16 protein-coding genes and 1 pseudogene are annotated in these 15,778 nt (G+C 65.2%); 11 read left to right on the top strand and 6 right to left on the bottom strand.

Features of this window, described 5'->3' with window-relative positions; genetic code table 11:
• Nucleotides 1–50: 50 nt before the first annotated feature.
• Nucleotides 51–461: a cupin domain-containing protein gene (locus tag ABD115_RS13820; protein WP_042542561.1), complete on the top strand. Its 411-nt coding sequence runs from the start codon at nt 51–53 to the stop codon at nt 459–461.
• Nucleotides 462–496: 35 nt separating this feature from the next.
• Entirely contained in the window at nt 497–1,855 is a 1,359-nt protein-coding gene (locus tag ABD115_RS13815) for an MFS transporter (RefSeq protein ID WP_042542560.1), read from the top strand.
• Between the two features lie 314 nt (nt 1,856–2,169).
• Here ABD115_RS13815 and ABD115_RS13810 read toward each other — a convergent pair whose 3' ends face one another.
• The 6 genes and pseudogenes from ABD115_RS13810 to ABD115_RS13785 form a co-directional block, all read right to left on the bottom strand.
• Nucleotides 2,170–3,108, bottom strand: a complete 939-nt coding sequence (locus tag ABD115_RS13810) for a hypothetical protein (protein WP_343961834.1) — start codon at nt 3,106–3,108, stop codon at nt 2,170–2,172.
• A gap of 388 nt (nt 3,109–3,496) precedes the next feature.
• Nucleotides 3,497–3,796 (bottom strand): annotated as a pseudogene (locus tag ABD115_RS16655) (relaxase/mobilization nuclease domain-containing protein); the annotation flags it as partial.
• A gap of 116 nt (nt 3,797–3,912) precedes the next feature.
• Nucleotides 3,913–4,404 (bottom strand): plasmid mobilization protein, encoded by a 492-nt coding sequence (locus ABD115_RS13800; protein ID WP_343961828.1) that lies wholly within the window; start codon nt 4,402–4,404, stop codon nt 3,913–3,915.
• Between the two features lie 152 nt (nt 4,405–4,556).
• Nucleotides 4,557–4,877, bottom strand: coding sequence for a hypothetical protein (locus ABD115_RS13795; RefSeq protein WP_343961826.1), 321 nt, complete (start codon nt 4,875–4,877; stop codon nt 4,557–4,559).
• A 22-nt stretch (nt 4,878–4,899) separates the two neighbouring features.
• Complete coding sequence (locus tag ABD115_RS13790) at nt 4,900–7,929, bottom strand: hypothetical protein (protein WP_343961823.1); 3,030 nt, start codon at nt 7,927–7,929, stop codon at nt 4,900–4,902.
• Nucleotides 7,926–8,273 carry a helix-turn-helix domain-containing protein gene (locus ABD115_RS13785; protein ID WP_343961821.1) on the bottom strand — a complete coding sequence of 116 codons (348 nt, stop codon included), beginning with the start codon at nt 8,271–8,273 and terminating at the stop codon, nt 7,926–7,928. The genes ABD115_RS13790 and ABD115_RS13785 overlap by 4 nt, the downstream gene beginning before the upstream one ends.
• 346 nt (nt 8,274–8,619) lie before the next feature.
• Between ABD115_RS13785 and ABD115_RS13780 the strand changes: the two genes are divergently transcribed.
• The 9 genes from ABD115_RS13780 to ABD115_RS13740 all read left to right on the top strand — a co-directional run bounded on the left by ABD115_RS13780 (nt 8,620) and on the right by ABD115_RS13740 (nt 15,758).
• Nucleotides 8,620–8,718: a DUF4244 domain-containing protein gene (locus ABD115_RS13780; protein WP_343961819.1), complete on the top strand. Its 99-nt coding sequence runs from the start codon at nt 8,620–8,622 to the stop codon at nt 8,716–8,718.
• A gap of 128 nt (nt 8,719–8,846) precedes the next feature.
• Nucleotides 8,847–9,275, top strand: a complete 429-nt coding sequence (locus ABD115_RS13775) for a TadE/TadG family type IV pilus assembly protein (protein WP_343961817.1) — start codon at nt 8,847–8,849, stop codon at nt 9,273–9,275.
• Nucleotides 9,272–9,616, top strand: coding sequence for an Rv3654c family TadE-like protein (locus ABD115_RS13770; protein WP_343961814.1), 345 nt, complete (start codon nt 9,272–9,274; stop codon nt 9,614–9,616). Before ABD115_RS13775 ends, ABD115_RS13770 begins: the two co-directional genes overlap by 4 nt.
• A gap of 221 nt (nt 9,617–9,837) precedes the next feature.
• Entirely contained in the window at nt 9,838–11,001 is a 1,164-nt protein-coding gene (locus tag ABD115_RS13765) for a dipeptidase (protein ID WP_343961812.1), read from the top strand.
• 19 nt (nt 11,002–11,020) lie between these two features.
• The gene (locus tag ABD115_RS13760) at nt 11,021–12,292 is read left to right on the top strand and encodes an aspartate aminotransferase family protein (protein WP_343961810.1); all 1,272 of its coding nucleotides are present in this window, start codon (nt 11,021–11,023) and stop codon (nt 12,290–12,292) included.
• Entirely contained in the window at nt 12,289–13,029 is a 741-nt protein-coding gene (locus ABD115_RS13755) for an IclR family transcriptional regulator (RefSeq protein ID WP_343961807.1), read from the top strand. The genes ABD115_RS13760 and ABD115_RS13755 overlap by 4 nt, the downstream gene beginning before the upstream one ends.
• On the top strand, nt 13,026–14,093 hold the full coding sequence (locus tag ABD115_RS13750) for a pyridoxal phosphate-dependent aminotransferase (protein ID WP_343961805.1): 1,068 nt from the start codon (nt 13,026–13,028) through the stop codon (nt 14,091–14,093). Before ABD115_RS13755 ends, ABD115_RS13750 begins: the two co-directional genes overlap by 4 nt.
• Nucleotides 14,094–14,143: 50 nt before the next feature.
• Nucleotides 14,144–15,169 (top strand): TRAP transporter substrate-binding protein, encoded by a 1,026-nt coding sequence (locus tag ABD115_RS13745; protein WP_343961803.1) that lies wholly within the window; start codon nt 14,144–14,146, stop codon nt 15,167–15,169.
• A gap of 67 nt (nt 15,170–15,236) precedes the next feature.
• Complete coding sequence (locus ABD115_RS13740) at nt 15,237–15,758, top strand: TRAP transporter small permease (protein ID WP_343961801.1); 522 nt, start codon at nt 15,237–15,239, stop codon at nt 15,756–15,758.
• The last annotated feature ends 20 nt before the right edge of the window (nt 15,759–15,778 follow it).

Here is a 15,778-nt window from a genome sequence, read left to right as displayed (position 1 = left end):
CAGCCTATCCTCGCTTGATTACTGCTCGGCCAGGTCATTAGGCTTAAGCAATGACACAAACACCAGATCATGGCCCAAACCCATATACCGTTAACATCGAAGCATCGACCCGTGCAAACACCAATTTCCGCACGACAGTATGGACGGGGGAGCTCATGCAGCTCACCCTCATGTCGATTCCTGTCGGAGGCGATATCGGTCTCGAAGTGCACGACGATACCGATCAGTTCTTGCGACTTGAACAGGGTCGCGGTCGGGTACAAATGGGACCTTCGCCCGAAGAGCTCTCGTTTGATGAAGAGGTCGCCGACGACTGGGCCGTGCTTGTGCCCAAGGGCATGTGGCACAACATCACCAACATCGGCGACGTTCCGATGAAGGTCTACAGCATCTATGCTCCACCGCATCACGCGCCGGGCACCGTGCATGAAACACAGGCGGATCAGGATCACGACCACTGATCGCGGCAAGTGAACACGGGGGCGAGTCTGCCCCCGTGACCGCCAGCGAGTGGTGGTATTCGAAACTCATCCGTCGTTCCCGAGACGCCGAGCAGCGCATGCCCAAAGGGCTGCGCGACAAGGTGGCGTCAAATGGTCTGCGCCAAATCACGGCGGGTGCCCTGCAATCGTCTGGCGATCAGGCGGTCAACGCATCGACGGTGCTGCCCTGGGTGCTCGCGTCACTCGGGGCCCCGGCTGCGTTGACGGGACTTCTCGTGCCGATCCGCGAGTCTCTCTCGATGTTGCCGCAAGCGCTACTTACCCCACTCGTTGTGCGGGTGAAGCATCGCAAATGGATCTTCGTAGTTGGCGCGCTCGTGCAGGCGGGGGCGGTCGCGGTGATGGCGTTCATCGCAGCGCTCGGCTCAGGGCTTGCAGCGGGCGTCGGCATTCTCGTCGCGCTCGCGATCTTTGCGCTCGGTCGATGCCTCTGCTCGATCGCGTCAAAAGATGTGCAGGGACGCACGATTCCGAAGGGCGAACGGGGGCAGCTCAATGGTATTTCAACCACCGTTGCAGGCATTGTTGCGATCACCCTGGGCCTTGCGATCAGAGCGTTTGTGGGAGCGGAACTCGCAGCTGCTCACCTCGCCTGGTTGCTCGCCGCGGGTGCAGCGCTCTGGGTGGGGGTCGCGGTGATCTATGCCGGAGTGCGTGAACCTGCGAGTGAGGAAGCCCCAGAGGCGCAGAGCACCGAGGTCGCTCCAGCCAAACCGTTTCATGGGCTCTCTCAGGCGGTGCAATTGTTGCGTGAAGACGCGCGTTTCAGGCAGTTTGTCGGGGTCCGCGGGTTGCTTCTCGTTTCGTCGCTGAGCCCTCCGTTTATCGTGACGCTGTCGATCCAGTCTGGCGCGTCGAGTCTCGCGGGGCTTGGCGGGTTCATTATCGCTTCTGGGCTTGCTGCGCTCATCGGCGGAAGGCTGTTTGGCAGGCTCGCAGATCGCTCGAGTCGCAAGGTCATGAGTATCGGGGCAGGGGTTGCTTCGGCGATCATTCTCTCGGCCGTGATCGTCGCTACGCTTGCCGAGGCTGGCAGTGCGTCGGCATTCCAATCAGACGCGAGCTGGTGGGTAAACCTGTTCTACATCACGGTGTATTTTGCACTCACGCTCATGCACACGGGCGTGCGCATCGGCCGCAAAACGTATGTGGTCGACATGGCAGAGGGCGATACTCGCACCACCTATGTTGCAGTCTCAAACACCGCAATGGGCATCATTCTTCTCGTCGTGGGTGGGGTGAGCGCGCTGCTCGCGACCGTGCACGTCTCGTGGGCGCTGCTGTTGCTCGCGGCGATGGGCCTCGTCGGCGTCTTTGCAGGCGCAAAACTGCCCGATGTCTCACGCAGTTGAAGTGAAGCCCGTATTGTTCTCAATAATACGGGCTTTACCATGAATTAGGTGAAGGCGCCAGGATGGTTGATCCTTGCCAGCTGATGACAACTAAGCGGATACGTTTACTGTTCCGCTGACGTTATTGATATTGGTGAGCTGTGTAGCTTCTAGCCGCTAACCCAAAGCTACCTCGCGGCTGTTGCCAAGTACTGTGTCAAAATAACGGTTATTGCCAACTTGATTGAGTTATTGCCAACTTCACTGTCACTATTGCCAACTTCGCTGTCAATTCACACGGGGCTCTGCTTTTTCTCTGATGGCCTGTCGGGCGGTCACCAGCCCCTCAGCACGTCGGCGAGCTTGCGTGCACCTAGCCAGACCAGCCAGCCGAACCCGGCGATGCCGCCGAAAGCACCGAGCGCGATGAGCGCCTTCTGCCACCACAGCTCGGCGAGCGCGAACGACTCCCACGCCCAGCCGAGCAGCGGCCCGACCCCGAGCGCATGGAACACGCCCATCGTGAGACCGCCGAGCACTAGCAGCACCGCCGCGAGCGGGAGCAGGGCGAGGCCCAGCCTCCCCGCAGCAGTCCACGAGACCCGTGCTGACAGCGCCTCCACGCGACGCTCTGCCGCGCCGACAGCCCTCACGACGCCCTGAGCCTCGTCGATGACCTGCTCGGCCCGCACGGCGGCCTCTGCGGCCTGTGCGGTGCCGAGAGAGACGACGCGATCCTCGAGCCCGTCAAGCCGAGCATCCACGGTCTTGGTGAGCCTGGCATCGAGCACCTTCACCGCGTGCGCTGCGAGCTTGTCGGGGTCGATGACGATGCGGCCCCTCTTGGACACCGCCTCGGCGAGTTCATCCGCCGAACTGCTCATCGTCGTGATCTGCCTCTCGATCCTCTGCATCATCGAGTACGAGGCGAGATCGGACTGCTTCACGCTTTCGCCGCTCGGCAGCTTCACGGTCTTCGACGCGCTGAGCGTCTCGGCCATGCTGGCGAGTGTCTTCTCGATCTCGCTCAGCCGCTTCTTCGTCTCGTCGTCGGGCTGCGTCGAGACGGGCTCGGGCTGCTGCGAGGTCAACCGGGTCAGCCTCGTGTCCTGCTGCTCGTCCATCACCTTCACGAACCCGGTCAGGTCGGCGACGGTCTTCGTCAGCGTCGTGAGCTGCTGCTCGACGGCGTGCACCGTCGAGGTCAACGCTTCCAGCGTCTCCGTAGTCTGCTGCTGTTCGTCGGCCTGCTTGAGCCGGTCGAGTGCTCCCATGAGCCGCCTCCTTCTGTGCGCGGTAGTCGAAAATCTGCTGAGCGCCCTCGGCGGTGAACTCGGGAGTGAGCCCCGATGCCTTCTTGCGCCCGAACCTGCCGTTGTCGGCGCGACGCATCTTGTACGTCCAACCGTCGCGGTGCGTCACCGCGAGCACGACCCCGTGCTCGGCGAGAACCTGCTCGAACCCGGCACGGTCTACCGAGCGCGAGTCGGTGAGCGCTTCGAGCACCTTGTCACCGAGCACCTGCTCGAACCCGCCGTCGGTGAACTGCTCGCGGCGCTGTTCCCAGTCGGGCTTGGGCTGCGCGGGATCGGGCAGCACGCGCAGGCCTTCCTCGGCCATCAGCTCGTCGTTCAGCTGACGGAGCCCGTGCTTCCAGCTCGTGTACCTCTGCAAGCTCTTGCCGGTGAGGTTGTCGTGGTTGATGACGAGGATGTGCGCGTGCGCGTGACCACCGGCGGAGTCGGCGTGGACTACCACGAGGTAGTCAGCGCTGTGCATTCGTTCGGTGAGCTTCACCGCGACATCGCGTACACGGTCGAGGTCGGCCTGATCGGTCACGTCGAACTCGTCCGGGTGGAACGCCAGCACGTAGTTGTACAGGGCGTTCTTGCGCCCGTGGGCGCGGGCGAGCCGTTCAGCGCGCCGAGCGAACTGCACGGGAGTGGTGCCCCCGTCGGCCATGCTGAGCGCGAACGACGCTGCACGGTTCGTGCCGTCGCGCTGCCCCTGCTTCGTGCCGTAGCAGACGTACACGACGCTCGCCTCGGGCGTCGTTGAGGGCTGGACGGTGATGGTGCTCATGTCACCGTCCTATCCCCGAGGGATGCCCGCACCTCGTCGACCGCACCGAGCACGCTCATGAGGAGGGCGTCGTCTACCGCCGAGCCGTCGCGCCTGGTCTGGTTGAGGTTCACGCCCACCCGCCTGAGCTGCTCGACGGCGCGGGCAAGCTCGGGCTGGGGCGGCACGGCGACGCTGGCGAGCTTCTCGACCTCTCCGCGCCGAGAATCGAGGGCATCGAGCATCACTGCCCTGCCCCACGCGCTCGGCTTCACGCCGAGAGCACGGGCACGGTCGCGGATCGCTGCGCGCTCGAGAACCGTGAATCGCACGTCCAGCGATACGTCACGACGTGTACGCTGCTCGAGAAGCTCCACCGCATCGCCCGGAACGACGGTCGATGCGCTGTCGCTGCGGCTGCGCGGACGGTCGGGAACACCGCCCACCGCTTCGCCGCGTCCAGCATCCGTGCGAGCCTCGGAGCCACTGCTGCGCAGCGTCTCACTCACCCGGATACTAGACAGGCCAGCAGGGTACTTGTCCGACGAATCGCTGCGCGATCCGTCTCCCAAGTACCGCTGGCCCTCGTCCTCGCACCCTGCGGGTGCTGCGGGCGAGGGAGCCCCTGGGGCACTTGCGTGCCCCAGGGAAGTCGGCGTGCTCACTGCCATGAGCCGCTCACCTCCTCACCGTGCTCGTCATCACGCGATGCGTGCTTAACCGGCACGGTCGAAGTCGGAGAGACCGACTTCCTCGCCCGGCTCGAACGCCTCGCCTTCTCATCGGCGAGCGCTGCGCTGGCCTCGCCCGCGAGCTGGGCGTAGAGGTCGGCATCCTGCTCGCGCAGGATAGCGACGACCTTCTCGTCGATGCGGCGCTGCTCGGCGGCGGCAGCACGCTTGAGCTTCGCGATCCTCTCGGCGGCGCGCTTGCGCTCGGTCTCGATCAGCTCGTCGAGGGTACTCATAGTCGGATTCGTCATCTTCTTCTCCTTTTGTTCTGGGTCAGTACGGCAGTCGGTGGACATCCGTGGGGTGGTCGCCGGGTACCATGCGGATCATCCGGTCGAGGTAAGGGGCGAGCATGTCGAGCGGGAGCATCTGCGATGCCCGCTCAGGGCGGCGGGCATTGTCCCAATCACCGCGGGAGACGGTGCCGAGGCCCCACTTGCCGAGCCAGCCGAGCTTCTCCTCGACGGTGTGGTCGCGGTCGGCGAGCCAAGGAATCTCGATGACTCCCTGACGGTGAGCGATCACGAGCGACATGAGCACGGCACGCTGCGGCGTGACGATGCGACGCCCCTTGCCGTAGGCGAACCGCAGGTGCCATTCCTGCCACTCGGCGACAGTGCGGAGGCATCCCGTCTTCGCCATCTCGCGTGCGATGCCGCGTGCGCGCAGGGCGTCATCCACCGTCGGCCACGGCTCGGTGGAGAACGTCGCCATCTCGTGCTCAGTGCCGTCAGGCAGCGGCACCAGCTCGGCGGTCATCGACGCCATCACCGGGGAGCGCTTGAGGTCGTAGTCAAGGCTCACCGAGCGCTCGATGCGGCTCGGGATGAAGTCACGGCGGTCGTCTCGACGGCTCAGCTCCTGGAAGCTCGGGAACCTCGTGTACCCGTTGGGCACGCGACCATCCCGGGTGACGACGGCGCGCAGCAGGTACTCACGGTCTTCGGCGCTGTCGGGCACGATCCCCTCGGGAGCCTTGAGGCCGTTATGAGCGCAAACGCCACCGAGGTCTTGTGAGACGTTGCCGCGAGTGGTGAAGTTCACGAGGTCGTCCTGCGCGTGCTTCGGTTCCCAGATCGACGGGTCACCAGTGAGTTCGAGACGCGCATCCCGTAGCACGTCGGCCAGCCCGTACAGGTCGAGAACTTCCACCTCATGAGCGAGCACGTCGGTGATGAAGCCATCAGTTGTGACGCTGTAGACGTTGCCGCCCTGCTCGGTGATCTGGTTCAGCGCGGCGTGCAACTGGGCACGCACGAACGACGTGGTGAAAGCGGCATGGTACGGACTCGTGATCGCCGAGCCGCCCACATCGCCGTACTCCTGCAACCTGGCATCCCACGAGTGCTGCTCGGCGACATCCTGCGCAGTCTTGCCGTACACAGAGTTCACGCCGGTCTTGAGCGTGCCCTCCTCAATGCTGCCCTTGCCGAACACGCGCTTGGCAGTGTTTCGGTCGTCGATGAGCTGCCTGACACCGTGTCGCAGCACCCGGCTCGGCTCGCCGTCAGCGGTCTTCAGAACCTGCCCCGCATAACCGATCTGGCAGAAGACCTCAGCACCGAGCCGAAGCGCGAGCCACAGCTCGGGACCACACACCCACGAGCCTGCTACACCCTCGCTCGTGCTCGGGTAGATGAGCGTGCCGTCGGCGACGATGGGGAGCGTAGGAAATGCCACGGTGCGAGGGAACGTGAAGCTCACGAACGCGACCACAGGACTGTCCGGCGTCGGCACGTCATCCTGGGTGAGCCAGCGCTCGTGGAACACCTCGTCGATAGCCCCGGCCTCCCAGTCGATGTCGATCACGCTCGCCATCGCGGTCGGGTACGCGTTCTGGGCATCGATGTCCACCGTCGGCACCGGGTAGTGACCCGGCGCAGGGCACGAGTTGAGACCACCGTGATAGCCGCGGGCACAGGAGGTCATAAACTGATCCGCCGCGCCGTCAATGGGTTCCCGCCCACGCTGGGCGTAGAAGCTGAGCTTGTCGTCCTCGACGACCACCTCGAAGCCCTCCACTTCCTCAGGCTTGAGACCAGCGAACAAGCGACGGAACTCAGCGGCACTGCCCACGCCGAGGTACTCACTGCCCGAGGCGACCAGAGCAGCGGCGGCACCACCGCTCAACGTGATCGGCGGCACCACGCCCTCACCCCAGACGCGGGCGAGGAACTCGACGACGATGTCCGCGTCGTTCATGCCGTACTCGAGGAACTCGTCGAGATGGTGCTCGCGGTACTCGGTCATGCGCGAGATCCAGGTTCCAGGCACGTCGATCTTCGGCACGCCGCAGGCATCCCCGAGGTCGGCGAGCTTCTGCTTTCCCGCAGGCGCGTGCGCCATCGTGTCGCGCACCGAGACGCTGAGCGACTGCCACCACCAGTGATTCCGGTCACCGCGCTGCATCCTGAACGGCAGCAGCGTCACGAGGCCTCCGGCAGCGGAAGTCAGACGGGTGAGGTGGTCGAGGTCGCGGGCGCGCCCATCGATGCGGAACGCGGTCAGGTCGGCAGCCCCGTAGTGGCAGGCGAGCACGATGGGAACCCGCAGTTTCGCGAGTTTCTCCGCCCGCTCGTCGTAGTCGTCAGACCAGAACGCCGAGCGCGCGACGCCGCGCGGCCCGACTTCATCGGGCACCAGCGGCGACTCCCACAGCTGCGCGGCACGTACGACCTCCCACAACGCCGTCAGCAGAGAGACGCGGTTGCCCGAACCGAGTTCCGGCAGGACCGCGACTTGAACCATCAACGATGAGTCGAGCGGGTCGGGAACGCTGAACTGATACGAGTCGATGACGCGCACACCGCCCGTCGTCGTGAACTCGGTGTCGAACCCGACGACGAGACCGGCGCGGCCAGTGCCCATCGCCCGCACCGAGGGGAGGCCGCCGAACGCGAGCTGCGGGGCAACCGCAGGAGCCTGCGCCGAGCCGGCCGCGGCCACCGACACAGCGCCCGCGACGGGCTCATCGGCGGCACGGTCACACGGTCGTAACTCGGGGCTCCCCATAGGGGCTAATGACCGTGCCCGTTTTGCCTCATGATTCCGCGGATTCTGAGGGGCGTCAGACTCCGACAGTCGCTGACTGTCGGAGTCATCGACCGCCCCAGACGGCACCGCGACGCTCGCGGCGGCCACAGGCACGACCGCGCCCCGCGCCACCGCAGCAGAGGGCTGCACCCCCGTCGCAGTGACGCGCGGCACGCGCCGGACGAGCACCTCGAACGCGGGTGCTGAGCCGTCAGCGCGCACGCCATCGGCAATGGTGTGCGACGCCCAACCGGGCGCTGCCGCGCTCATCGCGCACCGCCGAGGATCGCGGCGAGCTGCTCCCGCTGCTCGTCGGTCAGGCGCGGCGCGGCGGCAACCACGCGGGCGACGGCGGTGCTCGTCTTGCTGGTGGCGGCAGCTTCCTGCGGTTCCACCGGGCGCGCGCGAAGGTACTCCCTCACATCGCTGGCTCGGAACCGCAAGCCGCTGACAGTCTCAACGGCGGGCAGCACACCGCGACCATGCAGTCCGGTTGCCGCCCAACGACGAACGGTGCGCTCGCTCTTCGCAGCGAGCGACGCAACATCGGCAAGAGTCAGCTCGTACTGATCGCGCCGAGCGTGCTCAATAATCTCAGTGGTGTCGTGGAACACGACAAACTCACCCCTTCAGGGATGAGTTCTCGCCTTGAGTTAGGTCTTACGCTTCGTTATAAGGCTGCCGATTATCAAACTCGTCATGTGCTTCGGTGAAAGTCGGTGACCTTGGAAAGTCTGCCCTCAAACGGCAGCACGAGATTTGCAATCCAAGGGCGCAATCACTCAGGCGCGATGTGTTTAGTTACCGCGACTAAGCCTACACCCCCTTGTCAAGTTTTGGCAAACTTGTCTTCAGAGCCACGCCAGCTTCGCAAGCGTCCAACTGGCTGCTGTTCTCTTGCGCAGACGGCGAAGCAGGTGTGCCATTCAAGTACGCTTTTTTCATGACACGCTGGCGGCTGTGGCCTTTGCGGGGCTGCTCATCGTGATCATGCGCTCCGAGGAGGTGCGGTCGATGCTGCTGTCGCTCGTGCAGAACGCGCTCGGAAGCGCGGGGTAGCCGTGCGCGCAGCGGCTGCCGGTCGCGGGTCGCGTAGCGGCGGTGCCAACGGGTGCGCGGGTGTTGTCGGGTGTGCCGGCGCTCACGGGGGTGCCCGTGCTGTCACTCGCGGCGGCGCGTCGGCGCGTGTGTCACACCTTCGGGCGCTCATACGCGACGAACGCGGCTCGGCTACAGCCGAGTTCGCGCTCACGGTGCCCGCTGTGTTGCTGGTGCTCGGGCTCGTCATTGGCAGCGTGCAGATCTCTGCCGAGCGAGTGGCGCTGACGGCGCTCGCGGGCGATGTCGCGAGGCTCGAAGCTCGCGGCGACGGTGCGCTCGCCGCAGCGCGGGTGCGGAGCTTCGCCGGCGACCCGGTGCTTGAGCGCTCCGCCGGCGGCGGAATTCTGTGCGTGACGGCGCGCACGGTGCCGCGTGCAGGGCTGCTCGCGGCAATCGCCGTCGCCGGCAGCGGGTGCGCCGCGATGTCTGAGGCCGGCGCGGCCGACACGGGGCCGGCGGGCCGCCGGCCCTCAGCATCCGGCGGCGCAGCGAGCCAGCCGGGTGGCGGCGCGTGAGCGCCCCGGTGACGGCCGCGGTGGCCGCCTGCGCGGTGCTGATTGGAATTCCGGTGCTTGTCGCCTCGGGCGGCGTTGTCGCCGGTGCGCGGGCGGCGGTTGCGGCCGACGCGGCGGCCCTGGCCGCGGCAGACGCCCTGCAGGGGTTGCTCCCTGACGACCCCGACCCCTGCGCGGCGGCGACTCGGGTCGCCGAGGCCAACGCTGCCGAGCTCGATAGCTGCGAGCTCAACGAGGGAGCGGCCGAGGCCCGGGTAGGGGTGACGGTGCGGTCGGGTCTGGTGCAGGCAACGCGTCAGGCGCGCGCGGGGCCTGCCGCTCAGGGCTGGGGCAGCCGATGACGTGGTGGGCGCGCGCCGCGCGGCGGTGGTGACTCTGCCTCGCGCGGGCCCGAGCATCCCTCTGAATTGGTTGCGGTAGGCCAGGCGAGGCCGCCAAATCAGGGGCCGAATTCGTATATGCGAATCTTGTTCGCGATCTCTTGTTTTCGTGTGAAACCGCTCAGTAATGTAATGCCGACAGGTTGGCGAACAGTGTTCGTATATGCGAACAAGGGGGAAGAATGACTGAGTTTGGAAACTTCGAATTTGAGGGAATGACCGACGAAGAGGAGGCGCGAGCACAGCGGCTGCACGCCGACTCTGTGATCGTGGACATGCTGTTTCACGGGCCAACCGGCTACCGCGTCTGGACAGATGAGATGACCGAGACGATCGCCGAAACGCTGCGCTCCACGGGCGACAGGCTGACGGCGTGGGAGTTCGGTATGGAGGTGCCGGAGCGGCTCGCTATCGCCGGTCTGCTCCCCGAGTTCAAGGAGCAGTGGGACGCGAGTGGTCTTACCGCCGGGACGCGCGATCTGTTCTGGCACAACACCGGGGGCATGGTCGAGGCGCTGACCCACACGCAGTCGCTGCTCGACAGCTTCGACTGGCTGAACAAGGCCCTGAAGGTGCAAGATTTCCGGGACGCGAAGCAGCGCGGCACGCACGCGCAGTTTCTTGCCACCCAGAAGGCGAGCTACTTCGAAGACGACATCCACCGCATGGGCCTCGCATACGAGATGGGCATGCGCATGATGCTCATGACCTACAACGAAGATAACTCGTTGGGCGGTGGCTGCACGTCAGGGAAGAATCTCGGGGTCACCGAGTTTGGGCGCGAGGTGATCTCATTCATGAACGAGCGCGGCATCATCGTCGACACGGCGCACTCCGGTAAGCAGACGACGCTCGACACATGCAAGTATTCGGAGGCTCCCGTGCTCGCCTCTCACTGCGGTGCCGCCGGCGTGTTCTCGCACCAGCGCAACAAGAGCGACGAAGAAATGGAGGCAGTTGCGGCCACCGGAGGGGTCGTCGGGGTCTTCGCGATTCCCGTGTTCCTCTCTGGCGAGCAAGACCCGACGATCAACGCGCTGCTTGATCACATCGATCACATGGTGAAGGTCGTTGGCGAAGACCACGTGGGCATTGGCCTCGACTGGCCGCTGCAGCTCCCCAAGTGGGCGCTCGAGAACGTCACGCAGCCGGCGACGACGACCAGCGGGCTCGGCTGGCGCAAAGAGCACGGCCTTGATGACAAGAAGAACCTCATCGGGTTCGACGACTACCGCGACCTGTCGAACATCACTCGCGGTCTCGTCGCTCGGGGCTACAGCGACGACGCAGTGAAGAAGATTCTCGGGGAGAACTTCCTGCGAGTCTTCGAGCAGGTCGTCGGATAGTTCGTCGGGGGAGCACGCAATGGAGCAGCGCTGGGTCTCGAGAAGCCTCACCTACGCCGACATCGAGGTCGCCCGTGCCTCTGGGTCGATCGTTGAGACGGTCTCAGGTGATCAACTCATCGATTTTGTGAGCGGAATATCCTGTCTGAACCTCGGGCACTCATACCCGCCGGTCGTCGAGGCGATTCAGCGCCAGGCCGGGGCGTTCATGCATCAGTTCATGATCATCGGGCGGCACGCCGGCTACGAGAACGTCTGCCGGTTGCTGGCGGAGCTGTCGCCCTGTCGGGGGGAGGGGGAGCACAAATCGATTCTCTCAACGACCGGGGCAGAGGCGATTGAAAACGCGGTGAAGATTGCGCGCTCGGTGACTGGGCGCACGGCCGTCATCTCGTTTGACCGCTCGTTCCACGGTAGAACGCTGCTGGGGATGTCTCTTTCCGGGTTCACGAGATACAAGAGCGGCTTCGGGCCGTTTGCCCCCGACGTGTACCAGGCAGAGGCACCGTACGCCTTCCGCGGCATCAGCGACGAGCGCGCGCTGCAATCTTTTGCAGACATGCTCGGCACCCGGGTCGACCCGGGCAACGTTGCGTGCGTGATTATCGAGCCGGTGCAGGGCGAGGGCGGGCTGATTCCCATGAGCGCCACCTTCCTCCGCGGGCTCAGAGCAATCTGCGATAGCTACGGCATGCTGCTGGTCTTCGACGAGAACCAGACCGGCATGCGGCGCACGGGCGGTTTTTGGGCTGCCGACACGCTCGCGGTTCAACCTGATCTGCTGGTGAGCGGGGGCTCGCTCGGCGGCGGTCTGCCGCTGTCTGCGGTCACCGGGGCGGCCGAACTGCTCGACGCGGTTCGGCCGGGTGGCCTCGGCGGCACCTTCAGCGGCACCCCGCTCGCAACAGCCGGTGCGCAGGCGATGCTGGCGGCGCTCCAGCTGCCCGAGGTGGTTGAGCGGGCGCACCAGGTTGAACGCAGCATGGACGGTCTCGTTGCGGCACTTGGGGCCGAGCACGACACCATCGGCGAGGTGCGTCAGTTGGGGCCGTTCTACGGCCTCGAGTTCACCCGAGCGCCCGGCGACCGGGCACCCAACGCGCGGGTCGTCGCCGAAACCATTCGCCAGAGTCGCGCCCGGGGGCTGCTCATTGACTACTGCGGGCGAGACAAGAACATTCTCAGGCTGATCCCAGCACTCAACGCCCCCGAAGCGTTGCTCGAAGAGGGCATGAGCATCCTCTCGCAATCGATCAGGGCGGCGCACGCCCAGACACAGGAGAAACGATGAAGAATCGCACGGTTGAACGCGCGCTGAGCGTTTTGGGTTTGATCGCTGAGGCGAAGGGAGGGCTCACGCAGGCGCGCATTGCCGAGCAGCTCGAGATACCGAAGAGCACGCTGCACTCATTTCTCGCCGCACTCGAAGACAAGCGCTTCATCAAGGCAGACAACCACGGTGTCTACACGCTCGATGTCGCCGCGCTCGCGCTCGGAAACGCCTACCTCGACACGACCGACCTGAGCCAAGATCTGCGCGGTGCGCTCGTGCTGTTGCTCGACGAGCTGAACGTGACCGCGCACCTAGCGACGCTCGACGGGCCAAGCGTCATGTACGTCGACAAGCTCGACCCGGCCGGCAATCAGATCAAGCTGGCAAGCGCGATTGGCACGCGGCACGCTGCTCACGTCACCGCCGCCGGCAGGGCCTGCCTGATGCAGCTCCCTGCGCCGAGGCTGCAGCGGTTCATGCGCTACGCGCTGGCAGAGGGAGTCGCCGCCGTCGACCTTGATCAGCTGGAGCGGGAGCTCGAGACGGCGCGACAGCGCGGCTATGAGGTAGACCACGGGTCGCTCATCACGGGCGTCACCACGGTGACGGTGCCGATCTGCAGCCCAGACCACTTCGCTGGCTCCCTCGGTGTGAGTTATCTCACTGGTGCGATCGAGGTTGCCGAGGCCGTGCGCGTGCTGATGAATGTCGCCCGCACAACTATCGAACACGTATCTATGAGGAGTATCCGGTGAACGACACCCACTCGGCTGCCGTGCTGCAGCCCCGGCCATGGCTTTCGCACCTCCAACCCTACGTTCCGGGCGCGCCAGCGGCCGATCCCGACGGTTCGCTCGCCTCGAACGAAAACGCGCTCGGCCCGTCACCGCGCGTCGCTGCGGCGTTGCCCGGCTCCCTCCCCGGTGCCGAGCGCTACCCAGACGCGCTGTCGAGCGGCCTCGTGAGGCGCATCGCTGAAACCCACGGCATCCCTGTAGATACGATCTTGGTTGGCAACGGCTCAGACGAGCTGATCCAGCTGCTCGTTACCGCCTACGCCGCCTATGGCGGGCACGTGGTGTGCGCTGATCCGCCCTATCAACTCCACGAGAAGCTGCCAGTCATGCTCGGCGCCGAGGTCACAAAAGTGCCCCTGCGCGAGTGGGCACACGACCTCGAGGCAATGCGGGCGCTCGCCGCAGACCTCGCGTTCGTGTGCAACCCCCACAACCCGACCGGGGCGATTCTCCCGCCGCATGAGGTGCTCGGATTTGCGCGCGGCAACCGTGCAGCGCTCACCGTCGTCGACGAGGCCTATATCGAGTACGCGGAGGCGGGCGAGGGTGCCTCGCTCATCTCGTCGGCCGCCCGGGGCGAACTTGCCGTGCTGCGCACCTTCTCGAAGTTCTACGGCCTGGCCGGCATGCGCGTCGGCTTCCTCGTCGCCGACCCTGCAATTATTCGAACGCTCCAGGCGATTCGGCTGCCGTTTAGCGTGAACAGCGCAGCGCAGGTTGCCGCGGAAATCGCCCTGGCCGACCGCGATCACGGCGACCGGGTGCGCGAGAGCACCCGCGAGAACCGCGGGCGCCTCATCGCCGCCTTTCGGGCGAGCGGCTACGAGGTGCTCGAATCGCAGACGAACTTCATTCTCGTGTTCGCCCCCGACGAGGCGCGACTGGTCGGCCGGCTCAGCGAAGCAGGTATTCAGGTGCGGCCCGGATCGTCGCTCGGGGTTCCCGGGTCGGTGCGCATCAGTGTGCCGAACGACGCCGGTATGGCGATGTTTGGCCGTCTGCCCTGGCTGCAGACGCCATAGCCCACCCACAGACGTACACCCAGTTTTCTGACTACTACAAAGGAGTAACTATGAAGAAGAATCTCGTGACCCGCGGCGGGCTTGCTGCCCTGGCCATCGCGCTCCTCGCCGGGTGCGCATCGGGCCCGGCGGGGGGCTCGGCCGGCGCGAGCGGCCAGCTCGATCTCGCGTATTTCGGGTCGCCAGTAAGCGCCTACACTCAGCGTTATGTCGAGTTTGCTGACGATGTCCGTGCGGCGACTGATGGGGAGCTCGACCTCCTTGTTCGCCCCGAGGGCGAGCTGCCCTATAAGCCCTCGGAGTACGTGCAGCGCGTTGGCGATCACAGCGTCGATCTTGCGGGGTCGCTGAGCTCGTTTGCGAGCGGCGAATGCCCCCTCGCGGGTGTGTTCGGGCTCCCCATGCTGGTTACCGACGGGGAAGAATGGCGGGCCATGAGCGAGAGCGCGTCGAGTGCGCTTGAGCCGTGCCTGTCGAAGTACGGCGCTACCGAGCTGTGGTCGTACGGCTACCCAACAATGCACATCTTCGGCTCGGGCAAAGTGCCCGAGTCGATCGCCGATCTTGCCGGCCTGCAGATTCGCCAGACCGGCCCCGAGTGGACCGAGTGGATTCGCGGCATCGGCGCGACCCCGGTCACGATCGAGACCGCGGAGGTCGGCGGCGCGCTCCAGCAGGGCGTGATCGACGCGATCATCAGCACGGCCGACACCGTCAATTCGCGGTGGGCCGAGGAGATCGACTGGGTGTTCATGCTCGACCTCGGCATGCTCTCGGAGTACACGATTATCAATACGTCGGTGCTCGACGGCTTGCCCGCCGAATCTCGTGCGGGGCTCGAGGAGGTCTCGGCGCGGTACCTCGCAGAGACTTCAGAGCACTTTCAGGCCGCCGACGATGCCGCAAAGCAGTCGCTCACCGAAGAACACAGCGTCACGGTCGTGACGCCCTCAGATGCAGACCGCAAGCAGGCTCTGAGCATCGCAGAGGCCGGCTGGGAGGCATGGTCGGCGGCCCTCGCGGGTGATGACGGAGTCGCGACGCTTCACTCACTCCGGGGAGCGCTCGGAAAATAGCCCGGGTGACGTGCGGCTGCCTCGGCGACTCCCGCGGCAGCCGCGCCCCCCCTGACGAAGGAACACTATGAATCGAATACTTCGGTTGAGCGAGAAAACCGCGGCGCTCTCAAAATGGTTGAGCGCGGGCTGCCTACTCGTGCTCGTCGTGATCGTGATTGTCGACGTGCTGCTGCGTAACCTGGGCATCCTGTCGCTCTCGGGCGTGAGTGAGGCTGCGAACTACTTGCAAATAGGTCTTGTCTATCTTGGGCTCGCGTTCGCCTACCAAGACGGATCGTTTATTCGCATGGACCTGCTCCTCGATAGGTTTCGAGGCCGTGCCGAGCGCGTGCGGAGCATCGTCATCAAGGCCCTCTCGATTGCGACCGTTTGCCTGATGCTCTGGTTCTCGCTGAAGACCACGCTGAACTCCTACGAACACAGCATCGTGTCGATTGGTGTGCTGCGAGTGGAGCTCTTCATTCCGCAGGCCGTGCTCTGCGCCGGGCTGCTCCTATTTATTGTCCAGATGGTCCTCGACCTCGTCATCGAGATCTGCGGCCCGCGCGCGGCTCCGGCACCGGTGCCGGCGGTCTCTTCGAGCTAGCACCACCGGAAAAGAGGAAC

Origin of the sequence: Leucobacter albus, from assembly GCF_039528015.1 — a bacterium.
GTDB lineage: Bacteria > Actinomycetota > Actinomycetes > Actinomycetales > Microbacteriaceae > Leucobacter > Leucobacter albus.
The sequence above is the reverse complement of the archived record's forward strand: the minus strand, read 5'-3'. Positions and strand labels throughout refer to the sequence as shown.

Excerpts from the sequence above, each read along its gene's own strand:
- ABD115_RS13760 (WP_343961810.1), top strand. The coding sequence starts at position 11,021 with ATGGAGCAGCGCTGGGTCTCGAGAAGCCTCACCTACGCCGACATCGAG.
- ABD115_RS13755 (WP_343961807.1), top strand. The coding sequence starts at position 12,289 with ATGAAGAATCGCACGGTTGAACGCGCGCTGAGCGTTTTGGGTTTGATC.
- ABD115_RS13795 (WP_343961826.1), bottom strand. The coding sequence starts at position 4,877 with ATGACGAATCCGACTATGAGTACCCTCGACGAGCTGATCGAGACCGAG.
- ABD115_RS13765 (WP_343961812.1), top strand. The coding sequence starts at position 9,838 with ATGACTGAGTTTGGAAACTTCGAATTTGAGGGAATGACCGACGAAGAG.
- ABD115_RS13810 (WP_343961834.1), bottom strand. The coding sequence starts at position 3,108 with ATGGGAGCACTCGACCGGCTCAAGCAGGCCGACGAACAGCAGCAGACT.
- ABD115_RS13745 (WP_343961803.1), top strand. The coding sequence starts at position 14,144 with ATGAAGAAGAATCTCGTGACCCGCGGCGGGCTTGCTGCCCTGGCCATC.
- ABD115_RS13790 (WP_343961823.1), bottom strand. The coding sequence starts at position 7,929 with ATGAGCGCGGCAGCGCCCGGTTGGGCGTCGCACACCATTGCCGATGGC.
- ABD115_RS13740 (WP_343961801.1), top strand. The coding sequence starts at position 15,237 with ATGAATCGAATACTTCGGTTGAGCGAGAAAACCGCGGCGCTCTCAAAA.
- ABD115_RS13820 (WP_042542561.1), top strand. The coding sequence starts at position 51 with ATGACACAAACACCAGATCATGGCCCAAACCCATATACCGTTAACATC.